Source organism: Tunturibacter empetritectus (genome assembly GCF_040358985.1).
Taxonomy (GTDB): Bacteria; Acidobacteriota; Terriglobia; order Terriglobales; family Acidobacteriaceae; genus Edaphobacter; species Edaphobacter empetritectus.
The window spans coordinates 3,407,710-3,432,696 of sequence record NZ_CP132932.1 but is presented as its reverse complement, the minus strand read 5'-3'; the positions used below and the strand labels follow the sequence as shown (position 1 = coordinate 3,432,696).

Below are 24,987 nucleotides of genomic sequence, written 5' to 3'. Positions count from 1 at the left end.
TTTCCACTTCACCAGAGGCCGTCCTTTCAGAATCCTATAAAGCGAGGATACCCTCGCATTTTGTTAAAGTAGAGGAATCACTCGCATTTCGTCAACTCAAGCGAACGCGCGAGAATAAGAAATGGTGATGCAGAAGAGAGCGAACAAGCCAAACGCGACATTACGAGCTCGTCCCCAGCAGAAGCGCGGCGAGTTGAGGGTCGACCTGATTCTGGATGCTGTCGAGAAGATCTTGATCGACGAGGGCATATCCGGCTTGACACTCACTGCCGTCGCAAGCCGCTCAGGCTCTGCGGTTGGTTCAATGTATCGCTTCTTCTCCAATAGGGAGCAGATCATTGAAGCCCTTGTAGTGCGATTGCGGACTTCGCTCGAAAGAGACTGGGCCGAGCAGATGAGGACGAAACCCTACAGCGTCGATACGGAGGCATTCGTCCAGTGGTATACGACAAATTTTCGCCTGCTGGTCGAGCGGCACCCGGTGTTTCCAGCAGTTGTGCGTCACTTGAGCGAACACTGTCAGCCCCTTGAACAATTGGCGATGCAGCCTTTGGAAGAGTTTCTTTCGGTGAATGCCCCCGCTATGCCCCAAACCAAGAGAGCCGTTGCATGCAGACTGATGCTCGCGATGGCAACAGACTCGTTGCAGATGTGCGGGAAGCTGGGGGCAATACCTCAGAAGTACATATGGGAAGGCCTCCGGATTGCTCTGTCTCTGCTCCTGAGGGGTTATATCTCGCAGAATCAGTCTTCATAGTTTCCCAATCGATCTCGCGGATTCGAAGCAGCCCAATGCACCCACTAAAAGGGATTGCATCGGCTTGGAGAGTTCCTCCCCATAAACGCCATTTTGTATAGTAACGACTAATGATTCCCGCAAAGCTCCCTTTTCGGCAAACAGTCGTTTACCAAAGTGACCCACTATCAAGGAATCCAAGATTCTGTGTGGCGTAAGAAAGCAGTCTTATCCGCACCTTGCTTTCTCTGGCGGATAAGACGGCTGGGATGACTTGGTTAGGGGATTGGCTGGCCGGCTGCTGTCATCTGTTGGAGTTGTTGGCGGTCGTAGTCTTTGACGCCGTCGGGAAGTGGGGCGTAGTTGAGTGTGGCCGCGGCGGCTTGGCCGTCGGTGATGACGTACTGGACGAAGTTTCTGAGGGCCGTTCGCTTTACAACGTCGGGGCCATCCTTCGGGATGATGAGGAAGGTGAGGGTGGAGATTGGATAGGCGTCAGGTGCGGAGGCGGGGGCGTTGACGATGGGGGTGCGCGGGTCTTTCGAGAGCTGATCGGTGAAGGCTGCTATGGCGGCGGTGGTGCTGGAGGTGTCCGGCGGGATGTATTTGCCAGCGAGATTCTTGATGGAGGCTACGGGTAGCTTGTTCTGCTGGGCGAAGGTGAGTTCGACGTATCCGATGGCTCCGGGCGTTTGACGGACCTGGCCGGTAACGCCCTCGCTTCCCTTTCCGCCCATGCCGACGGGCCAGTTGACGGAGTTGCCCTGGCCGACCTTCTGCTGCCACTCCGGACTGACGGCGGAGAGGTAGGTGGTGAAGGCGTTGGTGGTGCCGCTGCCATCGGTGCGGTGGGCGACGAGGATCTTGGTGTTGGGCAGAGCGACGCCGGGGTTGTCTTTGGCCAGGATGGGATCGTGCCAGGTGGTGATCTTGCCGAGGAAGATGCCGGCGATGGCGTCGGAGGAGAGCTGGATGGGTTTGTTGAGGCCGGGGAGAGAGTAGGTGATACAGACGGGTCCGGCGGACTCCGGGATTTGAAGCATCGGCTTCATGCCATTGAGCTGATCGTCGTTGAGCGCGGCGTCGGAGGCGCCGAAGTCGACGGTGCCGTTTTTCACTTGCTGAACGCCGCCGCCGGAGCCGATGGATTGGTAGTTGATGCGGACGTTGGAGTGGGCGCCGGAGAAAGAGGACGTCCAACGGGACATGACGGGGTAGACGAAGGTGCTTCCTGCACCGTTGAGTTCGACGCTCTGGGCTTCGCTGCCGCCGGAGCTTGATTTGCAGCCCGCAAGGGAGACGAAGAGAGCGGAGGCAAAACAGACGATGTACGCTGACCGGAAATAAATGCGGGAGTTATCGATGAATTTGCGCAATGGTCTCTCCAGTGGAACGAAGATTGATACAAGTTGGTTGCAGAGTCATGGAGAGATGGTTGCCGCCGTGCGACATATTCGCGGATTCTTCACAGAGTCAGATGCGCTGGAAGGCCTTCGAAATGTCCTTGTAGGAGTACCGCAGAGCGATGGGTCTGCCGTGGGGGCAGGCTGTGGGGTGCTCGGTCTTTCCCAGCGCGTCGAGCAGCCATTCGATCTTTGAGTGTTCGAGGGGCTGATTGATCTTGATTGCGGCGTGGCAGGCGATGGAGGCTGCGATACGGCGACGGCGGGCCTCGGAGTTCTCGGTCTGGCGATTGCGGTCGGGGATGGCAAGGACTTCTTCGAGGAGGTGCTCAAGCTCGCGGCCCTCGAGACCGATGGGTGCGGCCTTGACTGTGAGAGTCCTGGGGCCGAAAGGCTCGGCTTCGAAGCCGTTGCGCTCCAGTTCTTCGGCGATCTCGGCGAAGGTGATCATCTGCGCGGGGAGGAGGTCGATGAGCAGAGGCATGAGCAGGCGCTGGCGCTGGATCTGTTCGGTGTCGCGCTCGCGGAGAACTTTTTCGAAGAGGATGCGCTCATGAGCTACATGCTGGTCGATGATCCAGAGACCCTCTTCGTTGGTGGCGAGGATGAAGGAGTCGCGGAGTTGACCGAGCGGCTTGAGGGTAGAGAGCGCAGTGAGCGTGTCGGCTTGCTGGGGTGAGGCTGCGTCGTAGATGGATTCGGTGTCGGTGGATTCGTAACCGATGGGGATCGAGTGTCCCGAAAAGGCGAAGCGGCCGGGAGAGGGTGGCACTATGGGAGCAGCAAGGTGGAAGGTGGGGGACTTTATGGTTTCAGCTGAAGTAGGACTGTCCCATTGCGCGGTCTGGGAGTAATTCGAAGACTCGGAGCCATTCGAAAAATAGAGGGCACCTTCCCCTTCGACGCTCAGCGGTATCGCGTGACCTTCTTCGAAGGTGGATGGGGGATACGTGGGGTCGAAGACTGGCTGAGGAATAGCATCGCCGCCACCTGGAGGGCCGGGGAGCGGGCTTACGTCGATAAGGAGAGAGCTTGAGATCCCTTGCGGGCCATTCTGGAGCGCTGTGGCAAAACTGGCGGCGGGACGGGCCTGGATGAGCGTGGTTCGGATGGTGTCGCGGACGAAGTCGTGCACGAAGCTGGGCTGGCGGAAGCGGACCTCGGTCTTGGCTGGATGGACGTTGACGTCGACCTCTTGCGGCGGCATCTCGAGATAGAGCAGGACGACCGGATAGGAGGTGGGCGGAAGGATGTTGCGGTAGGCCTCGGAGAGCGCGTGGAGGATGAGCTTGTCGCGGATGAGGCGCTGGTTGACGAAGACGTAGATGGAGTTGCGGTTGAGCTTTTGCAGTTCGGGCTTGGAGACGAAGCCGGTCATGCGGAGGAAGCCGGGATCCGGTGCGACGTAGTCTTCTTCGCGCTTCCAGGGCGGGAGCTCGGGGAGGCCGGCGCGGGTGAAGTCGAGTTCGGCGGTGGTGGGGAGCATATAGTTGCTGGTGTCTTTGCCGAAGATCTGGAAGAGGCGTTCGGCAGCGTTGGCGACAGCTGGGGCGACCAGGAGAGCCTGGGTGGAGGAGTGGAGCTCGATGTGTTTTGTAGGGTGGACGAGGGCGTAGTGGGTGACGAGGGCGGCGATGTGAGAGAGCTCGGTCTGCTCGGACTTGAGGAATTTTCGGCGGGCGGGGGTGTTGAAGAAGAGGTCGCGGAGGGTGATGGTGGTGCCAACGGGAAGGCCAGCGTCTTCAACACGGAGTATATTGCCGCCTGCGATCTCGACCAGGGTGCCTGAGGACTCTTCGGCGACGCGGGTCTCGAGTTGGAGGCGGGAGACGCTGGCGATCGAGGGCAGGGCTTCTCCACGAAAGCCCAGGGTGGAGATGGAGAGGAGGTCGTCGGCGCTGCGGAGCTTTGAGGTGGCGTGGCGCTCAAAGGCGAGGAGGGCGTCGTCGCGGACCATGCCGTGACCGTTGTCGGTGATGCGGATGAGCTTGCGGCCGCCGGCTTCGACCTCAATTCGGATGCGGGTAGCGTGCGCGTCGAGAGAGTTTTCCAGGAGCTCTTTGACGACGGAGGCCGGTCGTTCGACGACTTCGCCGGCGGCGATTTGATTGGCCACGAGATCGGAGAGAATGCGGATTCGGCCCATAGCTCGATTGTAAGGGGAACAGTCTTGAGATGTTGTTGAGGCGTATCGAAGGTGTCTCTTGGACGTCCGATCAGGTAAAAAATTCCGAAGCGAGTGGTGAAACCGTGACCACTTTTGAGCCTAATGAACTTCTATCAAGAGATAGAGGGTATTGTCATCTCCTTACTTGAGAATTTTATTTCCACTTTACACGGCAAAAATTTGCACATAATCGAAATGACACTCTTACCTTTGCGCTCAAAAGACCAGCTTTTACGGGCTTTTCGGTGGCCTCTGAAGTGGCTATCAGAATGCTAACTAATGGTTTGGAAGCGCCTTCCTTTCGGCCTTTATGGAGTGTTATGAGACTTAGAACTGTTGGACTTTGCATCCTTGCCCTGGCTGTTGCTTGCGCGTCAGCAGCTCACGCAGACACGTTCTCCTTCAACTTCACCGGCTCAGCTTTCAATGGATCGGGGACCATCACGGCGTCCGCAAGCGGCAGCGGCGTCTACACCATCTCCAATATATCGGGAACCGTTGATAATCAGGCCATCAGCAAACTGCTCAGCGTCAACGCCTTTGATAACAACGACAACCTGCTCTACAGCCCTGGTTTCCTGTTTGGAGCCTATAACTTCGATACCCAAGGGGTCTCGTTTCAGCTTGGGAGTGGGGGAGACAGGGTCAATATTGGACAGGGTGGCTTCCTCAATTTATTTGAAGTCGCCGACCTGGACCCTTCGAAGAGCAGTTGGGATGTCACTGAATACATCAACATCGACGTAGAAAAGATCGCATCCACCTCTCCGGTTCCTGAGCCGGGTACGCTTGCCCTTCTGGGCACGGGGATCCTGGGAGTAGCTGGTCTCATGCGTCGCCGTCTTACGGCCTAAGCCTTGTACAGACAAACAAAAGCCACCGTATGGCAGGTGGCTTTTGTTCGTTAAGGGCTAAAGCACCCGTGGCCTAGGGTCACTTTCTTTTTTTCGAGGCCCTCGCTCTGGAGACCTCGGTATCGCGATCCCCAACCATATGTAACCGCATGAAGTTGGTGGCTCCGGATTTGGTCCTTGTACCGGCGACGATGCCGACGATCTGACGCTGGTGAACATGACCTTGCGTCTCCAGGATCTGTTCGGCCATGTCGACTAGCTTGTCCGTATCGCGAAAGCGAGCGCAGAGGATAGGGTACGTGCCCCAGAGAAGCATGCAGCGGTTGATGACCTTCTCGAAGGGCGAGAGCGCGAAGATGGGTGGGTCGGGGTGGTACTTCGAGAGAAGCCGTGCGGTCATACCGCTTTCGGTGAAGATGGCAATAGCGGCTACGTCGAGGTCGTCGGCTGCGTGGGACATGCACTCGCAGATAGTCTCCGCGATGGAGAGGCGAACGCTGGGGTGATGGCCGAGGGCGGGGCGAGGATCGAGGCGAATCTGGTGCTCAGTCTCGGTGATGATCTTGGCCATCATGGCAACGGCTTCTACGGGGTACTTGCCTGCGGCGCTCTCGGCGGAGAGCATCACGGAGTCAGTGCCGTCGTAGATGGCGTTGGCTACGTCTGAAGCTTCGGCGCGGGTGGGGCGCGGATTGTCGATCATCGACTCGAGCATTTGAGTAGCGGTGATGACGGGTTTGCGGAACTCAGCGGCACGACGAATGATGTGCTTCTGAATTGCCGGAACCTTTTCTGGTGGGACCTCTACCCCCAGATCGCCGCGGGCGACCATGATGGCATCGGTGACCTCGAGAATGCTGTCGAGGTGCTCGATGGCCTGCGGCTTTTCGAGCTTGGCGACGACCCATGCGTCGGATTTAAGAGCGGCCAAACGATTCTTCACGTGACGCACATCGTCGGCGGTGCGAACGAAGGAGACGGCGACGGTATCCACACCTTGACCGATGGCGAAGATGAGGTCCTCTTCGTCCTTCTCGGTGAGGGAGGGGACGTTGACGGCGATGCCGGGCAGGTTGATGCCCTTGTTTTCGCCTAGCATACCTCCGTTGATGATCTCGCAGGTGACGTCTACGCCTTTAACCGTCTCGACGCGCAGTTCGATGAGGCCGTCGGAGAGCAGGATGCGGGAGCCGGGCTCGAGGTTTTCCGCGAGCGTCTTAAAAGTGGTGCCGACCAGAGCGGCGGTGCCTTCGATCTCTCGCGGAGTGATGGTGAGGCGTTTGCCGGCGATAAGCTGCACGGGCTTATGGCCTTTGAGCTTGCCGGTGCGAATCTTTGGCCCCTGCAGGTCGGCGAGGATGCAGATGGGCTTGCCCTCCTCCTTCGAGATCTTGCGGACCATGCGAATGAGTTCTGTCTTTTGCTCGTGGGTGCCGTGAGAGAAGTTCAGGCGTGCGACGTCGAGTCCAGCGCGGACAAGCTGGCGAAATATCTCCGGCGTACTGGAGGCGGGGCCCAGGGTAGCGACGATCTTGGCGCGGCGACCACGCTCCATTGCGGCAAAGGGGGCAACGTTGGGCATTGATTTCAAAGATTTCTTCATGGGTCGCTTGCGGAAACTTTCTCACCATCGCGAAAGCATGATGGTATGACCAGTGAGTTTTAACTGCCGTGGCAATTCTAACCGGGCAGAAGGGTGTTTGGGGGCGCGGGCTCGGAATGAGATGGATGCGGGTGGAAAAAGCGGGAGTGGAACTCGGCGTTGAACTCGGCTCCGCACAGAACACAGAGCGAGATGATGTAGAGCCAGAAGAGAAGGGCTATGCCAGCGCCGAGCGAGCCGTAGACCTGCGAGTAGTTGGCGAAGCGTGTGACGTACCAGCCAAAGACGACAGTGGCAAGAAACCACATGGTCGTTGAGACGAAGGCCCCGGGGAGGGTACGCTTCCAGGACTGCTGCATGGGAGTTCCCATGTGATAGATGAGCGCGGTGACGCCGATGCTGCCGGTAAGCGCGACGCTCCACCGGATGAGCAGAGCAAGGATATAGACCGGGGTACGGGCGGAGGGCGTGATGTGCAGGGCGAGCCAGGTCGTGATGAAGTGACCGAAGACTACCAGCACGCTGGCGAGCACGAATGGGATGAGCGAGAGCGGGACCAAAATGATTGCTCGCAAGCGACGCTGCCAGAAGGTCCAGCAGTCGAATGGAAGGTCGTTTGCACGGCGCAGGCCCTCCATGATGGTGGCCAGAACGCTGGAGGCGCCGATGAGGCTGACGAAGGCTGCAACCCCCACGGCATGGGTGGAACGGATGGTCTGCGGGGAGGTGACAAAGTAACTTTGCAGCAGGGGGCTGACGTCTGGTGGGAGAATGCGGTCGAAGAAGAGCGCCAACTGGAAGCGTAGGGGAGTTGTGTCGGGAACCATGCTGATAAAAGCGGCGGCGACGATGAGGGCTGGAAAGAGGGCCACCATCGCCGAGTAGGCTGTGGACTGGGCGAGGTTGAGGCTGTCGTGCCTCATAGCCCGAAGCAGCGTTCCATGAAGGATCCTGGGGAGACGCAGGAGTCTTCTCATAGGAGCAGTCCGGGAGACGAAGGAGACGGACTACGCCTTCCACCGGTTGAGGAAAGCGGTGACGGCTTCAACGCTGGTGTGCTCGAACTCCTTCTCGTGTTCGGCGTAGAGGAGGTTGCCGTGAGCGTCGATGACAGCGAGAGAAGGAATGCCATGAGCGATGGGAACATGATACTTCCTTGCCACATCGACGTTGTGGTCTACATGGCCGGTATCGATGTGCACAACAAGGAAGTGCTTGGCGAGGATCTCCGCATTGGGACTCTGGCGGTAGTAGAAGTCCAGAACCTGGCAGTCGCCGCACCAGTTCGCTCCGAAGTCGAGGATGATGCGTTTGTGCTCGCGGCGGGCGGCGACCATTGCGGCGGCGATGTCGGCACTGGCGTTGGCGGTCTCGGAGTAGAGGTGCTTATTGACTGTAGGTGCTGCAGAAAACTGTGCAAGCACATGACCGGCTGCGCCAAGTACGAGGCCGAAGAGGCAAAGAGTGGCAATGCCGGTAGTGTGGTTTCGGGATATCGAGAACATCTGTGTGACCTTCCGGGAAGCGCATCGTGACAAGCACCGCCATAGAGATGATGCACGACGAGAGTTTATGGGCGCAACCAATGATTTGTGGCTACGTATCGTTAGCGGCAGTAAGATCATAGGGATCAAGCCGCGAAGCCAGTGATTGAGTTCGACATTCCCGACGGGCCCCGGGGAGAGGATGATTACGGCTTTGCCGCAGAGCTAAGGCTGCGGCGGCCTTCGATGCGGAAGGCTTTGTTTACTGCAAATCCATTTTTAGGAAGACAAAAGATGGAATATGCCGGATGCGCACGGACCTATCATCGCCTCTTGAATCCTTATCTCGCTGTTCTTTTTGTTTTGACGATCTGGCGGCTATTTGACGTGAAGGATTCGCGCGCGCGGTGGACCGTGGGCGACTGGCTCATCAACTATGAGGGCGGATTTGTACGCAGAGGATTTGCGGGCGAGGTGTTTCTTTACATGGGGCGCGTGCTGCATGTGTCTCCCGTGTGGCTGGCACTGTTGTTGTCCCTGGCCTGCTATGCTGTCATGTTTTTCGCGGTGTGGAAGCTGCTCCAGGTTGCGAGTTGGAACCTCTGGATTGTTGCGCTGGCAGTCTCTCCGGTTACGCTGTCGTTCGGGATATTGAACATTGGAGGATGGGGCAGAAAAGAGATCCTATATCTCGCCGGGCTTGGAATATTGCTGCTGATGCTTTTACGAGCGAAGGTACAGGATTGGCTTTTGATCGCTGTGATGACGTTGATCTGTCCGTTAATGGTTCTTTGTCACGAACCCTTGATCTGCTTTTTTCCTTATTACTTCGGGGCGCTTGTTATCGCCCGCCATAGCGTCAGGAGCGCGATAAAGATCGCCACGCTGCCACTGTTGTTTTCGACGGTGGCTCTGGTGCTTGTTATTCATCATCCGGGCAACGCTACGACCGCCGCTAAAATCTGCGACTCTCTCGGGCCGCTCAAGCAACACGTCTGCGGCGGGGCGATCGACTACCTCGCGAGTACCAGTGCAGGCGCGCGGACGTTGGTGGCGGAGAACATCCAGGCATATCACTACTACGGGCTGTACACCATCTGGACGATTGCGGGGAGCGTTCCCATCGTCATGGCGTTTGCTTTCTTGTGGCGTTATGCGAAGGTCCGTTATTCGCTGATAGTTCTTTTAATTGCGACTGGCGCCTCTTGTGCAGCTTCTTTGGTGTTGTTCCTGTATGCGGTGGACTGGGGAAGATGGATTTATATCCATATCTTCAGCGTCTTCTTCCTTCTACTGTTCATTGATTATCGGCACCAAGAGAGGGAGCCTTTGGGGAGCGAGGTTCCTCTGCCGTCAAAGTGGAGATCGCGCTGTGTGGGCTTTGCTTTGTTCCTCTACGCTACGTCGTGGAGCATGCCCAACGTGCCGGACAAGATTGAAGGCTACGGTTATCTGGGCTTTCCGATACGTATTCTCAACGCGCATTTACACGGTTCGTAACAGGGCAGTGGCATGGAACTGCTCCTTCGGCTGGAACGCATCGTTGGGAAGCCACGTTGTTGGACCAATTGCATGGCCAGATGGATCCTAGCGTCTGCTCTGGCCGTGAGCTACTTGCCGGCGTAGTAGCCGCCACGGGTCTGGACGACGAGGCCTTTCTGGTGAACGTCTACAGAAACCTGATGGTAGCCGCTGGAAGCTGCGTCCTGGGTGGGGGTGTAACCGAGGCGGTACTGCGCCCGAAGCTCTTCCGCTATCTGGTTATAGATCTGGGCGACGTCTTGATTTTTCTTGACCTCGAAGAGGCGGCCGCCGGTCTCCTGTGCCATACGTTCAAGGATCTTCTTTCCGTCTACATGGCTCTGGCTGGGATAGTTCCCCCCATTACCTCCGCCATTGCCTCCCCCTGGATAGCCGCCACGACCGCCAGGATAGCCGCCCCCTGGGTAGCCACCACCAGGGTAGCCCCCGCGGCCGCGCTGCTGGTTATTGTTCTGTGGATGGCTCTCTTCGCCCTTGAAGTAGATGGCGTAGATGATGGTATCGGCCCGCTGCGCGGCTTCGATGGATCGGACGAGATTCTCCCGGCTGTTCCGGTCGACGCCATCGGAGAGGATGATCAGAGCTTTGCGGCCGGTCTGCTTGCTCATCAGCTCGTCGGAGGCGAGAAAGAGAGCGTCGTAGAGGACTGTCCCTCCCCGGCTGTGGCTCCGGCTGTCGCTATCGTCGTCGACGGCGCCGGGACTTGGAGTGTCGATCTCTTTGAGAGCTTTTTGAAGAAGCGGGCGCGAGGTGGTGAGATCCTGCAACAGCTCGGTTTGACGGGCAAACTGGATGATGAAGGCCTGATCCTTCGGGTTGGTCAGCATCTGGTCGAGGAAGGTGCTGCTGGCGGTGCGTTCTTCGTCCAGGACGCTGCGCTGAGATTGGCTGATGTCGACGAGAAGACCAAGGGTGAGCGGGAGGTTGGTGTCTTTGTCGAAGTAGCGGATGGTCTGAGGCTTACCGTCGACCTGCAGGGTGAAATCGTCCTTAGTGAGGTTCTGGATGAATGCTCCCTTTTTGTCGCGGACGACGACGGGGAGATTGACTAGACGGGCGTCAACAGCGATGGTTCCCGCAGTGGGTGCAGGAGACTGACCGGACGGAGAGTTTTTTTGCTGCGCGGCAAGGCCGGTAACGTACAGGGCAGAGATAAGCAGAGCAACGGCCAGCAGAAAAGGCCGAAAGGAGGAGGGGGCGGTCATGTGGGTTTAGACGGTCCCGGTCTGACGGGGTTTCAAATCCAGGCGGACTGACCCGACGTTTTTGCTGACGGAGAGATCGATGACTTGCTACTATCGAGTCATCGTTTCAATCTGCTCCTGCTTTTACTATCTTCGGTTCAAGCGGAGTCTTTGAGTGAATTCTCGGCCCGTATGGGTCGTTGCAGGTCGTTGAACGCTGAAATGGTCACAGCCGCCCCGCAGCCTTTCGCGATTGTGAGCGGAGATGCTGAGTAAGCCGGGCGAATGATAGGCAGGGTTGCTTCGCGCTATAACCTGTTGACACTCCCATTGCAGTATTCTGAGTGGGTTTGGAGACGCCAGAAAATAGAGTGCAATGGACATAAGCAAGACTGTTGGCGAAGCGTCGCTGGAGGTGGAGTTGGCTCATTGTGCTGCTCCTGAAGCCACTTATGCCAGATCGCGCTCTGAGTCCATCCGGTGGGGCCACCTGACCGCGACGTTCTTCACTCTGCTCCTATTTTCGTGGCTGGGAATCGTGCTTTCGCGACAGTCGGATGGGGTTGCGACGATTTGGTTTACGAATGGCCTTTTGTTTGCGCTGGTGGTGACGCAGCCGAAGAAGACCTGGATCCCTTATTTCATTGCGGGCTTTCTGGCCGATACGCTGGCCGATGTCCTTTATGGCGATCCGCTGCGGCTGGCGGTCGGCGTGTCCGTTGCCAACTCCGTGGAGGTCATTACCTCGTCCGTATTGTTGACACGGTGGTTTGGCAGCCCTCTGCAGTTGACGAAGCGCCAGCCCTTGCTGGGCTTTCTCGGCGTCGCGGTCGTTGGGGCAACAGCTGTGACTAGTGCCTTGGGTGCTTCGTGGACGATGCTTTTTGTGAACGCAGGCCCCTGGTGGATGCTGTTTCGTACCTGGTACCTGGGCGATGTGCTGGGCATGGCGATCATCGCGCCGCTGGTCTTTATCTTGCAGCGGCCAGGTTTTTTTACGATGCTCAGCAGCCAGGAGCTGCCGAGAACGCTATTGTTGCTAATGGTTCCTGCGGCTGCGACAGCGTTGGTGTTCAGCCACAGCAAAGACCCGCTCATCTTTTTTATCTTTCCTGCGCTGTTGCTGGTGGTGTTCCGGTTGGGTTTCCCAGGCACGGTGCTCGCCGTGTTTGTGATCGCACTGATCTCGATCTGGTTTACCGTCACTGGACATGGGCCGTTGATGCTGATCACTGGCACGAATCTGCTTCACAAGATTGTGATTGAGCAGATCTTCCTTGCGGTGGCTCTGTTCACCTTCTTCCCGGTGGCGGCTCTGCTCGAGGAGCGCAAGGCGCTGGAGATTTCGTTGCAGAAGAGCGAGCTGCGATACCGCGAGCTGGCCAATGCGGATGCCCTGACTGGCCTGGCAAACCGGCGAGCGTTTGATGAGCGGCTGGAGCAGGCATGGTATCGGGCGATGCGCGAGGAGCAGTCGCTGGCTCTGCTGCTGATCGATGTGGATCTCTTCAAGGCGTATAACGACCTCAATGGACATGTTGGCGGAGATGAATGTCTACGCTGCATTGCGAAGGCGATTGCCGGTGCGCTGCAGGGCAAAGCAGAGATCGCAGCACGTTTCGGGGGCGAGGAGTTTGCTGTGATCCTCCAGAACATGAATATCGAAGTTGCCATGCAAGTCGCTGAAGACGTCCGCGAGGCCGTCGCCTCCTTGAAGGTGCCGCACGGGGGAAATCAGTTCGGAATCCAAACCATCAGCGTGGGTGTCGCGGCGGAGGTACCGAACCGCAACACCACGGTGATATCTTTGCTGACGGCCTCCGATCACGCGTTGTATCGTGCCAAGTATCTGGGACGAAACCGGGTAGAGTCGGCAGCGGCATTGATGCCAAAAAGCGAGATGTTCACTGCGGATTCGACGGTCTGAGCCGCGAATCCGCCATCTCGTGTTGTTGCAGTGGCGATGGATTGGGAAGATGAATTTTGACGGGACGATGAGACCACTTCTTTGGCTGACAGTCGGCTGTTTCTGTGCGCTGCCTGGAGCGGGTTGCGCCTCAAACTCGGCGACGGCAGCTACCTCCGCACACGCCATCGCTGACGCAACCGTGACGAAGCCTCCGATGGGATTTGCAAAGACCATCGTGCTATGGCCGAACGGAGCGCCAGGTGCGTTGGGAGGAAGCGAAGGCGACATTCCAAAGATGTATGTGTACCCAGCGCCGGGTGCCGGAGTACATTCTGCGGTGATCGTGATGCCTGGGGGCGGATATGTTCATCTGGCGATCGAAAAGGAGGGTGGGGAGGAGGCGCGCTGGCTGAATGCGCATGGCGTGACGGCGTTTGTGCTGGAGTACCGGCTGGGACCGCGATACCACTTCCCTTCTCCGATGCTGGATGGCGCACGGGCGATGCGCTATGTGCGCAGCCACGCCGCAGAGCTGGGAGTGGCGAAGGACAGGATCGGGCTGTGGGGCTTCTCCGCTGGCGGTCACCTGGCAGGTTATCTTGCTGCGGTAAACGATAACGGCGCCACGGGCGCGGAGGATCCGATCGATAGGGTGAGCGACCGGCCCGACTTCGCCATTGTTTCCTATGGGCGGTTTACCATGGACGCCACGATCCCCAGGAAGACGGACATGGAGGGACTGCTGGGCAATCATCCGACGAAGGCAATGCTGGACTCGATCTCGGTGGTGAAGCTGGTGACGAAGAATACCTCTCCATGCTTCATCTTCTCGACGACTGCTGATCAGCAGGTGAGTCCACTCAATGCAACAGCGTTTTACGACGCGCTCAAGGAAGCCGGCGTGCCTGTGGAGTTGCACATCTTCGAGCGCGGGCAGCACGGAGCGGGAATGGCGCAAGGGATGAAAGGAATGACCGAGCTAGCCATCTACCCTACTCTGCTCGCGAACTGGATGGAGATGCACGGCTGGATGTCGCAGGAATAGTGTGCCGGAGAGATTGTTGCTCTTTACCGACCCGTGGACTCAAAATAGTTGATCCCCGGCTGCGAGGAACGAATAGACTGCATTTGGTATTGCTGCGAAATAAAAATCGAAAGCAACCGTTTACGTACGCAAACAGCACCCTTTTTGACAGCGAAATAGTTGCTTCATTCGGTTACGGCGTTGACGGGGGTAGAGAAACACGATGCTGGCAATATCCTGGCTTGTACTTCGAGGTACTTCTTGAAAGCCTCTGTGCTCGAATCCCAGCGATCCTGGGTTTGGAAGACGATCCTCTCAGCAGCGCCGGTTTCGCTGGTGGTAGCAGGGCTCTGGCGAATAGAGCATGGGGCTGAGTTCGGAAGGTTGAGCACGGTCTTAATTGCGATCTCTGGCACTGCTCTTGCATTGTGGGCACTGTGGCACGAACGCGGCCGAGAGAAGCTAAAAGGGGCTCAGCAGGCGCATTCTCAATTTTTGGCAGCCGCTGAGACGAGCCTGGATGCCTTTGGGCTCTTTGAATCCTTACGAGACGAAGAAGGCAGAATCGTGGACTTCCGGATTCTTTACGTCAATGCCAACGTCGAGAGGCTGGTAGAACGATCACGCTCCGAGTTGCTGGGACAGACTCTGTCCTCAGTAACTCCGATAAAGGCAACGGGATCGATGTTCGCCAGGTTTTGCAGAGTTGTCGAGACCGGGGAGTCACTTAACGAAGAGTTTCCTCTGAGCTACGCGAGTGTAAAGGCGACTTGGTTGCGAACCCAGGTGGTCAAGCTCGGGGATGGACTGGCCATTACCTTCAGCGATATCAGCGAAGCTAAGGTGACGCAGGAGCGATATGCTCACCTGGCGGAGTTTACTGGCTCCGTCTTTCAGAACGCTCCTTTCAGCATCGTCGCAACCGATATTGCCGGGATGATTACGGCAATGAACGGGGAGGCAGAGAGGCTGACGGGATATCGGAGCGAGGAGTTGGTGGGAAAGTCTTCGCTGACGGTGTTGCACGACGAGCGCGAACTTCTGGGCAGGGCGGTCGCAATTGATTCCTCCGCGACACTGGAAAAATATGGCTTCGAAGTTCTGACGACGAAGGCGTCCCAGGGAGAGATGGAGGAGCAGGAGTGGACTCTGATCAGACGCGACGGCGGACGAACGCCGATCAATCTGGCCATGAGAGCCGTGAAGACCGAGGCTGGAGAGGTAACCGGCTTCGTAAGCATTGCATTTGATATTACGGATCGGCGGCAGATGATGGAGTATGTGACTCATCTGGCCACGCATGATCAACTGACGGGGCTGACAGGCCGCGCGCTCTTGCAGGACAAGACCGTCCAGACGGTGGAACTGGCGCGACGTTACGGGACAAAGGTCGCGGTCTTTGTGATCGATCTGGATCACTTCAAACGCATCAATGACTCCCTGGGACATTCGGCGGGCGACCAGATTCTGGTCGAGGCTGCCCATAGATTGCGTCGCTCTGTGCGCAGCACCGATGTGGTGGCGCGGATAGGCGGGGATGAGTTTGTGGTGGTAATGCCGGACATCACCACCGTGGACGACGTCGAACAATGCGCAGTCAATCTGGTAGCCACATTATCGCCGGAGATCTCGATCGAAGAACATCTGGTGCACGTGACCGCGAGTGTCGGGGTCTGCATCTTTCCCGACTTCGCAAGCGATGCCAAACATCTGCTCAAACGGGCAGATTCGGCGATGTACGCGGCAAAGGAGAACGGGCGGAATCAGTTTCAAATCTTCAGCGAAAGCATGCTGAAGGAGACGGCAGAGCGCCTGACGATGGAGCATGCGCTGCGACATGCGTTGGCGAATAAAGAGCTCAGTATGCACTACCAGCCGCAGATCTCACTGACCACCGGAGCTGTGACCGGAATGGAAGCGCTGCTTCGATGGACAAATCACAGACTAGGGAGCATCTCGCCGTCGCAGTTTATTCCGTTGGCGGAAGAGACGGGGCTGATTGTACCCATCGGGGAGTGGGCCTTTATGACCGCATGTTGCGAGGGAAAGGCGCTGCAGGACGAGCTTGGCATGGATCTGACGGTTTCAATTAATCTATCGCCGCGGCAGTTTCAGCAGAAAAATCTCGTTCCTCTGGTTGAACACTCGCTGTCGAAGAGCGGCCTGTCTCCAGAAAGACTGCAGATCGAGATTACGGAAAATATGCTGATGGTGAACTCTGAACATGTTCTGGAAAAGCTGCAGAAGATGCGGGAGTTGGGAGTGCGTATTTCTATCGACGACTTCGGCACAGGGTTTTGCAGTTTCTCGTATCTGCTGGAGTATCAGGTTGATCAGTTAAAGATCGATCAGAGCTTTGTGAAGAAGGCTGGAACCGACGCCAATGCTGCAGCAGTGGTTCGCACGATCATCGCAATGTCTCACGGACTCAACATCAAGGTCGTGGCAGAAGGTGTCGAAACCGATGAGCAGATGCGTTTCCTGTTGAGGAGAAAGTGCGACGAGGCACAGGGCAACTTTATCGCGAAACCGGTGGCCATGGCGGAGTTTGGCGATGTGGTGCGGCAGTACGCCGAGGGCCCTGCTGCTCGTGCGTCAGAGTCCGCAATCGGGTTGGTTCGGTAGAAGACTCATTAACACAGCTATGATTACGACAGGGATATCCCGTCGGGCCGCGTCAACTGCTGTATATCCAAAACTTTCTTCTAAGTTGTTGCTCGACTGCGTCGAATAAGGTTGTAGATACCTAGCAGAATAAGGGCGCCGACAAGCGACATAAGAAAGCCGGCGGATTGATCAGGCTCATAGTGACCGATCGCGCGCCCGAGGAAGGTCCCGAGGAAGGACCCTGCTATACCGATCAGCATGGTAATGAAGATGCCGCCAGGCTCTTTCCCTGGCATGATCAGTTTGGCGAGTGCGCCGACGACAAGACCGATGAGAGCCGTCCAAAGCAAATGAAGCATCGCTGTTCCTCCATGTTTGGTTTCCGGGGCGGCCGGATACGTCTCGATTGATGGAAGAAGAATACTCCTAATTGGTGCAGATGCAAGAGGTTGATCTTGCGGGATCCGTTAGATTCCCTTCTGCGCCGGCCGCGACGCAGTGGCGAAGGATGACCTAAGCGTTGCGGACGATCAGGTCGTTCTTCCAAAGAGCTAGAACGACGTCCATCTGGCAGTTATGGGCGATGTCTTCGCCGTCGGTAACCTCGGCCCAGAGTGTGTTGACAGTCTTGTGCGTACCCGCGTTGAGTAGCGCAACGGCACGAAGAGCATAGGCTTTGGCTTTGTTGGATGGAGCATATTGCCCGGCGGGAATGCCCTTAACCAGGCCGGCTTCACAGAGACTTAAAAAAGCGAACCTTGGGCCTCCCTTTCGCTGAGCCGAAGGACTGGTCGGATAGAGTTTTGCGGTCGCCTGTTCCCAGCGAGCTGCAGGTGTGATGAACTTGCCGTAAGTATCCATGCGGGCCGCTATGAGAGCGGCTTCGCCATATTTGTTAGCCATTGATGTCTCCGGTAAGAGTTTTTTAGATTACAGGTGGGTGCGATCTTTGGTAGATGGCGTCGCTGCGCTCGAAGACGTTCAGATGCAACAAGGGATCGTCGAATCGCCCTTCGGTTGTTCGCTGGGTGTTCAGGACTTTGAAGATTTAGCCACTGCGCTTGTCTGTTTGGAAGAAGCGGGGGCGTCCTCCCAGAGTTTGATGCCACCGTCGATTGCGTTGGTGTTTGCGCCCAGAATCACATGATTGGGGAGCGACTTCATGAGTTTCGCGTTGCCGCCGCCGAGAAGAACGGAGTCGCAGACCATTCCGGCCTGGAGGCGACTAATAATGTCGAGGACTGACTTCCTCCAGCGCTTGACGCCACGACGTTCCAGGCCCACGAGACCGATGTACTGTTCGTAGGTGAGCCCTTTCTTATAAGGCAAATGAGCGAGTTCGAGCGGGATGACGATACCATCGAAGATCATTGCCGAGCCCAGGCCGGTGCCGGTGCCGAGGAAGAGCATGCGGCCACCCTTGTAGCCGCCAAGAGCCTGCATCGCAGCATCGTTGATGAAGCGAAGGGGCTTTCCAAACTCTTTTTCGTAAGGAAAATCGATCCAGCCTCCGCCAAGGTTATGAGGCTCTGCGATCGGGCGATGGTGGACCACAGGACCTGGATAGCCAATGGATACGCAATCGTAAGTCCAGCCGGCGGTGGCAGCGAGGACGTCCTTTGTCATCTGTTCAGCGGTCATGTTAGGACCGGACGGGATCTTGACAGGGACGCGCATATCTGTGGAGGCGACTTTTACGTTGGTACCTCCGATGTCGATGACTAAAACTTTCATTGAATTGCATGTTAGCAGTGTTGGGGAGGCGGCTGGGTCTCGACCGCAGTTTCTTTGGCAACGGCTCGATGGAGCTTTTCACACGGTCCGCAGGCTGGAGCTTCCCGGATCTAAGACTCAATCTTCGGAGACATTTCTGAGGTCTGATGCCGGGAGTCCGAGTTCACGATAAGGCCGGAAATTTCAGATGTCTTCGCTGCGCCGGAGCGAAAAATAACGAACACGTAAATTTATTTAGCTGGTTATTTTTCTAATGCGGCAAGGGATCTCGAACGTAAAACAGCTGATGATAAATGGGTTGTTTTGTTTTTTATTATCTTGTTGACAGTAGTATTTCGAGTGGATTATCGTGATGTTGGGAACATTTGCCCTAGAGATAAATATTATGCGTCGAATCATTGTGGCCGCCCTAGTCCTGTCCCCCATGTTGCTTCACGCTCAGGCAAATTCGCCTGCAAAAACTCAGACTGCTGCGCCCAGCCTGCGCTCTGAATTGGTTGCCCCCACGTTTACTGGCTCCGAGTCGGATCGAGGGTCCACGTCAGCTGCTCCTCTTCGGATCTCCACCGGTGTCAATGCTCCCAAGCTGATTTACACCGTCGCGGTCGAATCGGACGCCGACTTCGCTCCAACGGCCCAGTTTGATAGAACTGCAGTTGTTGCGATGACAGTCGACGCGAGCGGCAAACCTACGGATCTAAAGATCATTCAGTCGGTCAACCCGATGATGGACCGCAACGTTCTGAATGCGGTCAGTCATTATCGCTTCACTCCGGGTACGCTGGACAACCAGCCCACTGCTGTTCCGGTCAATCTGGCTGTTGTTCTACGCGGTGGCCGCTAGTTTCCTATTTGCATGATGGGCCTTCGCGGCTTACGTCGATGTTGGCTTGGATCAAGCTGAAAAGGCAGACTCTTTCGAGTCTGCCTTTTTTTGCTTGCGTTACGAAAAATGCGTCATTGCGATGCAGCGGGAGGAGCGGTGGGGCTGGTTTGGCTCTTGCCGCTGGGATTGGGGCGCAGGATAAGGAAGAGCGCGATCACTCCGACAACGACGCAGGTGATGACGATCAGCAGGAGGGGGCTGCAGAAGGCTTGTCGTTTCTCGGGCGGCGGGGTGGGGGAGGAGGACATGTCTGTTGGATGCAGGATGCGAAGTTCGTGAATTTTTATTGCGTGGTAAATGAGTGTTTTTCAAGGTATTTTTGCGAAAACGTGTTGTCTGGACGTGGTTTTTTGATGGTGTGATCGTGGTGGAATGCGTGGCAAACGTGGTGACGAAACACCATCAAAATCGGCTCCTAAAAACACGCCACTTTCTTCTGATTTATTTTTCGTTCTGATCTGTTTTCGTTCATTGATTCTTTTCGTTCGTAGTTCCTGCGTTCTGTGGTTGAGATTCCATGGCTCAGAGGTTTTGTGATGGATTGATTCTGATAGTGGGGCGGCTGCGGCTGGTCGGCTGCAGAGTTCGCTGCTCTTTGCAGGGTCTGGGGACGTCGGTGGAAGGACCGTGGCATGCGATTTCGCTTGATTGGCGGGGGTATGAGTGGGATACTGCGGTGAAAATGCAGTGAATCGACGTGTACGCGATTCTGGGGCCAAGGACGAGCGAGTGCTTCTGGAGGAGTCATGGCGAGTGTGGCTGGAGTGAATCCCGATGAGGGCGTAATCGCGCCTGGTACTCCCGAGGAGCTGGCTGGGCCGGCCCAGGTGGAGTTGAACGCAACCCGGCCTGTGGGTCGCACGGAGCGCATCGGCAGCATGGATGTGCTGCGCGGCTTTTCGCTGATGGGCATCCTGGTGATGAACATCTGCGACTTTGCTTATGGATATCACAACTACCTCTACCCGCTGAGCACGGTGAAGCCGGTCTTCAGTGGGCCTCACTGGAAGATCAATACGACGATGTGGTTTTTGCGCTGGATCTTTGCCGAGGGCAAGATGCGGGCGCTGTTTTCTATGCTGTTCGGGGCTGGCGTAATCCTGCTGACGGAACGGGCACTTGCGCGAGGGGCGGGAATCAAGGCGGCAGATATCTTTACGCGCCGTAATATGTGGCTGGTGTTAATCGGGATGATTCACGGCTACCTGATCTGGGACGGCGACATCCTGTTCTACTACGGCGTGGCAGCGCTGCTGTTTCTGTTTCCCTTTCGCAATGTTCGGGTGAAGCGGCTGATGTGGACGGCGGGTATCATACTGTTTCTCAACTCAATCCTGATAATGGGCGCGACGTATGGCGCCTCCTACAGTGCGAAGCAGGCGGCGGCAAAGGCCAACGCGAAGCTGGCGCAGCACCAGACTCTGACCGAGGATGAGATCGGCGATCTGAAGAAGTGGCAGAAGACGCAGGACAGATGGCGTGCACCCGACAAGAAGAAGTACGAAGACATCGCCGCGATGCAGAAGGGGTATTGGAAGGCGCAGGGGCATGTGGCAGGGGACGTGTTGATGGGGGAGTTGAAGGGCGCGTACTTTGGATTTGGGGACTGGGTGGGGCTGATGCTGCTGGGCATGGCTCTGTACAAGAACGGTTTTTTGCCTGGCCGCTTGAGCATGAAGACGTATGCGTGGATCGCGGTGATCGGTCTAGCAGTGGGCTGGTCGGTGACCGGGGTGGGCGCGTACAAGGCCTGGGCGGGACACTTCGATATGTTCAAGACCACGCTCTGGATGCAGGCTCCGTACGACATCGGCAGGATCGCGGGGGCGTTGGGGAATGCGGCGCTGCTCTTGATTCTGGTGAAGGCTGGAGTGTTTCGATGGCTGCTGGCGCGGATCGCGGCGGTGGGGCAGATGGCCCTGTCGAATTATCTGCTGACGAGCCTTGCAATGAAGACGATCTTCGTGTGGGGTGCGTGGCACTGGTACGGCTATGTGGAGTACTACAAGATCTACTATGCCGTGGCAGGGATGTGGATCTTCAATATGGCGTTCAGCTCGATCTGGCTGCGGTACTTCGAGTTTGGGCCGATGGAGTGGGTGTGGCGCTCGCTGACTTATTGGAAGCGGCAGCCGATGCGCATTCCGGCGGTGGCTCCGGTGGTTGCCGATGTCACTGCCTAGCGGTGTTGCAGCGCGGTGAAAACGGTTCGCGCGGAGTGCGAATGCCCACTCATGGCATAAGGCGCCATGAATGGGGCACCCACACTCTTGGTACTAAGAACTTCATCTGCGGGCGCGCCGCCAATCTGATCCGCTATCTTTCGTCGATGCTGAGAGAGGCGGTTCGGCGGCGTCTGTTCCTCGTGTTTACGTGATGGCTGGAAGTACTATGGGTCCGGAAGTACTACATGGCCAGGAGCAGGCGACGTGACCACACATTCCAACGAGGTTCACGCTCAACTTGACACTCAACTCGGCGGTGCGGCCGTCCGGATGTTTGCGGCTAACGATCGCATGAACCAGATGCTGATCGAACATCTTGATGCTGCGGCGTGGAGAGCTAAACCGCTGGGAAAGACGCGCACCATTGCTGCGATCTTCACGCATATGCATAACGTCCGCTGCAAGTGGGTCCGGCTTACGGCTCCGCACCTGAAGGTTCCTGCACTGCTGAACCGTGCGCGCTGCACGCCGGAGCAAGCCCGTGGTGGTTTGGCCGAGAGTGCTGCTCGCTGCGGGGAGATGCTGGCAGAGGCGCTGCGCGAGGGTGGCGGGAGCATCGAGAGGTTTCGCCGAGACGGCTGGGCTCCGTCGTGGCCGGTTGGCGTGGAGATGCTGTGCTACATGCTGGCTCATGAGGCGCATCATCGCGGGCAAATTTGTATGCTGGCGCATCAGGTGGGATCTCCTCTACCGTATGAGGCGTCGGACGGGATCTGGAACTGGGAGAGGATCTGGAAGGAGTGCGGGGCGCGTGGTCCGGGATACGGCTCGTGATTCGTGCGTGAGTACGAATTTGATTCGCCTATGCCGATGGTTTCGAAAAGTAACCGTAGTAGGCCTAAAACTCCACTATTTTATGCATACTTTTGCACACAAGACGGGCGTCTTGCCGCGCTTTCTTTTGTATTGAACGCGTAACTTTGGCATGCTACGTGCCTTGAATGCTGGCAAGATGAGTCTCCTCCCCATCTGTTGTAGAGGACTTTATTAATGCGAATCACCTGGATGTTTGTAGCGGCTGCACTTTCGTTCCCTGTACACGGCGCGTTGGCGGATAGTATCCAACTGACCGTTCATTCGAGCGCCACCATCGATGTGTCCAGCCCCAACGATAACTTCTTCGGCCAATACGATCGTGTTCAAGGACAGCCGTCCCTGAATGACCATCCCAGCATCTCGACGAACGTCCTCATTCCATTTTCGAATGTGTCGGTTCTGTTGCCGGCGGGGAGCGTCTTCGAGGATGCTTCGGTCGGGATCGCGGGGCCGAGCACACATGTGATCGGGACGGGACACGAGTTCGCGGGAGCACCATTTGGCACGGTGATCAATCACTCGCTTCCTTCGGTTGCGCCTACGTTCAGCACAACCGGGATCTCCGATGCGACGGTCGACCTTCTCTTCCTTGGCGGGACATCGGTCAATGGGGAGAAGGTATCGACGAACATTCAGGATCTGAATTTTCTGCTCACGGGATTTATTCAGTCTGCACTTCTGAATCCGGGGTCCAACTGGGCGGGATACCTGGGAGGCAGTGGGCAGGTGGTGATTCCCTATACGGTGCAGTTGACGGTGGACTATTCGCCAGTGCCTGAACCTTCGAGCCTTGCGCTGTTTGGGATAGGGCTGCTTGGGTTAAGTGGGGTGGTTCGGCGGAAGCTTCGTTCTTAGTCATCCTCTAGTGAGTTTGCGGCTTGCCTCGGACCTTCGGGCCGTGAGCATAGGTGCGTGAGAAGACGCCTCGGTGCCGGTCATGCGACGATACAACTCTACAACGAGATAAACTCTTTTTTCGATCCGCTAATGCCCGCGGCTGCATCGAAGGGTTTGTCGACGATCTGTTGCGCGAAGGCGAGACCGGGGAGAAGCAGGCTGCCCGATATCAAACGTTTGCAACAATCGTGATTGGGCGTTCCCAGGAGGATTCATGACAACAGCTGTCGCAGCACGAACGATGAAGGTGGCGCAGGTATCGGCTGCCGGGGCAGATTTCCAGATCGTGGAGCGTGAGATTCCTGAACCCGGTGCGGGAGAGGTGCGGATCAAGGTGCTGGCGTGTGGTGTCTGCCACAGTGACGCACTGACGAAAGAGGGCGGGTGGCCCGGAATTCAATATCCGCGCGTTCCCGGGCATGAGGTGGCCGGCGTTGTCGATGCGGCGGGTGCCGGCGTTTCGGAGTGGAAGAAGGGGCAGCGGGTCGGGGTCGGCTGGCATGGCGGGCATGATGGCACCTGTCTCTCGTGCCGGCGAGGGGATTTTGGCAACTGCCAGAATATGAAGATTCCGGGCATTAGCTATGACGGTGGATACCAACAGTACATGGTGGCTCCTGTGGAGGCTCTGGTAGCGATACCAGAGAGTCTGAGCGACGTTGAAGCGGCACCTTTGCTCTGCGCCGGAATTACGACCTTCAATGCGCTGCGGCACAGCGGTGCGCTGCCGAGTGACCTGGTTGCGGTGCAAGGTATCGGCGGCCTGGGTCACCTTGGAATTCAGTTTGCGAGCAAGTTCGGCTACAACGTTGCGGCGATTGGACGCGGACCGGAGAACGAGGCGCTCGCAAAGAAGCTCGGAGCAAATGTGTACATCGACAGCAAATCTACGAATGCTGCAGAGGAGTTGCAGAAGCTGGGCGGGGCAAAGGTGATTCTGGCGACTGCTCCCAACTCGAAGTCTATGTCTGAGCTCATCAATGGCCTGGGGCCGAACGGCAAGCTCATGGTGATCGGCGCCACCTCTGATCCGATTGAGGTGACACCGTTCCAGTTGATTAGTGCGAGTCGAACGATTCAAGGCTGGGCCTCGGGAATACCGACAGACTCGGAAGATACACTGCGCTTCGCCGAACTGACCGGCGTACGACCCATGATTGAAACCTATCCGCTTGAAAAAGCGGCCGAGGCTTATGCGCGAATGATGAGCGGCCACGCACAGTTCCGCGTGGTTCTCACGATGTGAAAGATGGCGTCACTGACGGTTTTGTCACCAATACTTCCACGCTAAATCCGGGACGCGAAGCCTCTCCTGCCGCTGGCGACTATGGATGTTCCGCGGCTGCTTTCAGATTGGCGAGCCCCTTGTCGAAGTCGGGACCGATCATCTTGTCCATGGTGGTGAAGACGCTCATAAGTTTGCCGGGGAAGAGGTTCATCGGGCCGTTCATGATCCAGTTGACGCGGGTTGCAGAGCCTTGTGGTTCGAGTTCGAAGTCGGCGATGTTGTGACCTTCGAAGGGCTTGAGGAAGTCGATTTTGACGGTGGTCTTTGCAGGTTCAACGGAGAGGATCTCCATGCGGCCCTTGCCCACTTTGCTGTTCCCTTCCCACTCGTAGATGGAGCCGACACCGCTGGGCGGGCCGGAGTAGGTGGTCTTCATGTTGGGGTCGAGCTTAGCCCAGGGCGACCAGGCGTCCCATTGATGAAAGTCGTCGATGAGGGAGGAGATCTTTTCGGGTTGTGCGGTGATGGTGGTGGAACGCTCTACTCGGAAGGTGCTCGGCTTGGTGAACGCGAGAAGAAGAACGACAACGACAGCCAGAACAAGGATGAGACCAAGGGTTTTGAACATAATGGCTCCTTACGTTTCCTGGGAAGTGAGCCGCCAGTATAGAAGTGAAGAGGCGGTTCG

Annotated in this window: 22 protein-coding genes; 11 read left to right on the top strand and 11 right to left on the bottom strand. The window is 57.0% G+C overall.

Going from position 1 to position 24,987, the window contains the following annotated elements; translation table 11 throughout:
- Window positions 1-127 precede the first annotated feature (127 nt).
- Window positions 128-757: a TetR/AcrR family transcriptional regulator gene (locus RBB75_RS14205; RefSeq protein WP_179637386.1), complete on the top strand. Its 630-nt coding sequence runs from the start codon at window positions 128-130 to the stop codon at window positions 755-757.
- A gap of 257 nt (window positions 758-1,014) precedes the next feature.
- On the opposite strand, the gene pstS is transcribed toward RBB75_RS14205, so the two are convergent.
- The gene (pstS, locus tag RBB75_RS14200; protein WP_179637385.1) at window positions 1,015-2,112 is read right to left on the bottom strand and encodes a phosphate ABC transporter substrate-binding protein PstS; all 1,098 of its coding nucleotides are present in this window, start codon (window positions 2,110-2,112) and stop codon (window positions 1,015-1,017) included.
- 97 nt (window positions 2,113-2,209) lie between these two features.
- Window positions 2,210-4,285, bottom strand: a complete 2,076-nt coding sequence (mutL, locus tag RBB75_RS14195; protein ID WP_353068449.1) for a DNA mismatch repair endonuclease MutL — start codon at window positions 4,283-4,285, stop codon at window positions 2,210-2,212.
- Between the two features lie 341 nt (window positions 4,286-4,626).
- On the opposite strand from mutL, the gene RBB75_RS14190 reads away from it, so the two are divergent.
- Window positions 4,627-5,160 (top strand): PEP-CTERM sorting domain-containing protein, encoded by a 534-nt coding sequence (locus tag RBB75_RS14190; RefSeq protein ID WP_353068448.1) that lies wholly within the window; start codon window positions 4,627-4,629, stop codon window positions 5,158-5,160.
- A gap of 79 nt (window positions 5,161-5,239) precedes the next feature.
- Here RBB75_RS14190 and pyk read toward each other — a convergent pair whose 3' ends face one another.
- From pyk to RBB75_RS14175, 3 genes are all read right to left on the bottom strand, one after another.
- Complete coding sequence (gene pyk, locus RBB75_RS14185; RefSeq protein WP_179638780.1) at window positions 5,240-6,715, bottom strand: pyruvate kinase; 1,476 nt, start codon at window positions 6,713-6,715, stop codon at window positions 5,240-5,242.
- 125 nt (window positions 6,716-6,840) lie between these two features.
- Window positions 6,841-7,686 (bottom strand): YihY/virulence factor BrkB family protein, encoded by an 846-nt coding sequence (locus tag RBB75_RS14180; RefSeq protein WP_353068447.1) that lies wholly within the window; start codon window positions 7,684-7,686, stop codon window positions 6,841-6,843.
- Between the two features lie 84 nt (window positions 7,687-7,770).
- Window positions 7,771-8,268 carry a thioredoxin family protein gene (locus tag RBB75_RS14175; RefSeq protein WP_353068446.1) on the bottom strand — a complete coding sequence of 166 codons (498 nt, stop codon included), beginning with the start codon at window positions 8,266-8,268 and terminating at the stop codon, window positions 7,771-7,773.
- A gap of 141 nt (window positions 8,269-8,409) precedes the next feature.
- Between RBB75_RS14175 and RBB75_RS14170 the strand changes: the two genes are divergently transcribed.
- Window positions 8,410-9,747, top strand: coding sequence for a hypothetical protein (locus RBB75_RS14170; protein ID WP_353068445.1), 1,338 nt, complete (start codon window positions 8,410-8,412; stop codon window positions 9,745-9,747).
- Window positions 9,748-9,857: 110 nt separating this feature from the next.
- Here RBB75_RS14170 and RBB75_RS14165 read toward each other — a convergent pair whose 3' ends face one another.
- Window positions 9,858-10,994, bottom strand: a complete 1,137-nt coding sequence (locus tag RBB75_RS14165) for a VWA domain-containing protein (RefSeq protein ID WP_353068444.1) — start codon at window positions 10,992-10,994, stop codon at window positions 9,858-9,860.
- A gap of 355 nt (window positions 10,995-11,349) precedes the next feature.
- On the opposite strand from RBB75_RS14165, the gene RBB75_RS14160 reads away from it, so the two are divergent.
- The 3 genes from RBB75_RS14160 (at window position 11,350) to RBB75_RS14150 (ending at window position 16,531) form a co-directional block, all read left to right on the top strand.
- A complete protein-coding gene (locus tag RBB75_RS14160; RefSeq protein WP_179637378.1) occupies window positions 11,350-12,900 on the top strand; it encodes a GGDEF domain-containing protein in 1,551 nt (516 codons plus the stop codon).
- Window positions 12,901-12,949: 49 nt separating this feature from the next.
- Window positions 12,950-13,927, top strand: coding sequence for an alpha/beta hydrolase (locus RBB75_RS14155; protein WP_353068443.1), 978 nt, complete (start codon window positions 12,950-12,952; stop codon window positions 13,925-13,927).
- Window positions 13,928-14,167: 240 nt separating this feature from the next.
- A complete protein-coding gene (locus RBB75_RS14150; RefSeq protein WP_179637377.1) occupies window positions 14,168-16,531 on the top strand; it encodes a sensor domain-containing protein in 2,364 nt (787 codons plus the stop codon).
- A gap of 80 nt (window positions 16,532-16,611) precedes the next feature.
- Here RBB75_RS14150 and RBB75_RS14145 read toward each other — a convergent pair whose 3' ends face one another.
- The 3 genes from RBB75_RS14145 to RBB75_RS14135 all read right to left on the bottom strand — a co-directional run bounded on the left by RBB75_RS14145 (window position 16,612) and on the right by RBB75_RS14135 (window position 18,247).
- A complete protein-coding gene (locus RBB75_RS14145; RefSeq protein ID WP_179637376.1) occupies window positions 16,612-16,872 on the bottom strand; it encodes a GlsB/YeaQ/YmgE family stress response membrane protein in 261 nt (86 codons plus the stop codon).
- Window positions 16,873-17,026: 154 nt separating this feature from the next.
- Window positions 17,027-17,416: a DUF6979 family protein gene (locus RBB75_RS14140; RefSeq protein ID WP_353068442.1), complete on the bottom strand. Its 390-nt coding sequence runs from the start codon at window positions 17,414-17,416 to the stop codon at window positions 17,027-17,029.
- Between the two features lie 129 nt (window positions 17,417-17,545).
- Complete coding sequence (locus RBB75_RS14135) at window positions 17,546-18,247, bottom strand: ROK family protein (protein ID WP_179637374.1); 702 nt, start codon at window positions 18,245-18,247, stop codon at window positions 17,546-17,548.
- A gap of 385 nt (window positions 18,248-18,632) precedes the next feature.
- Here RBB75_RS14135 and RBB75_RS14130 point away from each other — a divergent pair, with 385 nt between their 5' ends.
- Window positions 18,633-19,091 carry a TonB family protein gene (locus RBB75_RS14130; RefSeq protein WP_179637373.1) on the top strand — a complete coding sequence of 153 codons (459 nt, stop codon included), beginning with the start codon at window positions 18,633-18,635 and terminating at the stop codon, window positions 19,089-19,091.
- 113 nt (window positions 19,092-19,204) lie between these two features.
- On the opposite strand, the gene RBB75_RS14125 is transcribed toward RBB75_RS14130, so the two are convergent.
- On the bottom strand, window positions 19,205-19,381 hold the full coding sequence (locus RBB75_RS14125) for a hypothetical protein (protein WP_179637372.1): 177 nt from the start codon (window positions 19,379-19,381) through the stop codon (window positions 19,205-19,207).
- Between the two features lie 498 nt (window positions 19,382-19,879).
- On the opposite strand from RBB75_RS14125, the gene RBB75_RS14120 reads away from it, so the two are divergent.
- From RBB75_RS14120 to RBB75_RS14105, 4 genes are all read left to right on the top strand, one after another.
- Window positions 19,880-21,316: a DUF418 domain-containing protein gene (locus RBB75_RS14120; protein ID WP_353068441.1), complete on the top strand. Its 1,437-nt coding sequence runs from the start codon at window positions 19,880-19,882 to the stop codon at window positions 21,314-21,316.
- Between the two features lie 246 nt (window positions 21,317-21,562).
- Window positions 21,563-22,132 (top strand): DinB family protein, encoded by a 570-nt coding sequence (locus RBB75_RS14115; protein ID WP_353068440.1) that lies wholly within the window; start codon window positions 21,563-21,565, stop codon window positions 22,130-22,132.
- A 216-nt stretch (window positions 22,133-22,348) separates the two neighbouring features.
- The gene (locus RBB75_RS14110; protein WP_179637370.1) at window positions 22,349-23,029 is read left to right on the top strand and encodes a PEP-CTERM sorting domain-containing protein; all 681 of its coding nucleotides are present in this window, start codon (window positions 22,349-22,351) and stop codon (window positions 23,027-23,029) included.
- A 256-nt stretch (window positions 23,030-23,285) separates the two neighbouring features.
- Entirely contained in the window at window positions 23,286-24,317 is a 1,032-nt protein-coding gene (locus RBB75_RS14105) for an alcohol dehydrogenase (protein ID WP_353068439.1), read from the top strand.
- A gap of 79 nt (window positions 24,318-24,396) precedes the next feature.
- On the opposite strand, the gene RBB75_RS14100 is transcribed toward RBB75_RS14105, so the two are convergent.
- Window positions 24,397-24,927, bottom strand: coding sequence for an SRPBCC family protein (locus tag RBB75_RS14100; protein WP_179637368.1), 531 nt, complete (start codon window positions 24,925-24,927; stop codon window positions 24,397-24,399).
- Window positions 24,928-24,987: the final 60 nt, after the last annotated feature.